At 62.4% G+C, this 258-nt stretch carries 1 protein-coding gene; it reads right to left on the bottom strand.

Annotated features, from left to right (window positions below; all coding sequences use genetic code 11):
- A partial coding sequence (locus SB659_RS19925) for a hypothetical protein (protein WP_410551669.1) occupies positions 1 to 241 on the bottom strand: 241 nt, incomplete at its 3' end.
- Positions 242 to 258 lie beyond the last annotated feature (17 nt).

Genomic DNA, 258 nt, shown 5'->3' with positions numbered 1-258 from the left:
CGAGCGCAGCGAGATAGGAGAGATGATGGGTGGCCGCATGGTCGGTGCCGCTCTGCCGTGGCAGAAACAGCCCGATCAACGCCAGACAGACGACACAGGAAATACAGGCAAAGAGATAGGCGGGCAGCATGGTCGGCGAACCGGAGAGCAGAATGCCGGTCAGCCCCGGGACGAGAACCCAGGAGAGGGAGATCATCGCCCGCACGCCCGAATTGACGGTCGTGACATCGCTTCTGTTCATGTCTCCGGTCGCCGCTC

Source organism: Arthrobacter sp. SIMBA_036 (assembly GCF_046535135.1).
Lineage (GTDB): Bacteria > Actinomycetota > Actinomycetes > Actinomycetales > Micrococcaceae > Arthrobacter.
The sequence above is the reverse complement of the archived record's forward strand: the minus strand, read 5'-3'. Positions and strand labels throughout refer to the sequence as shown.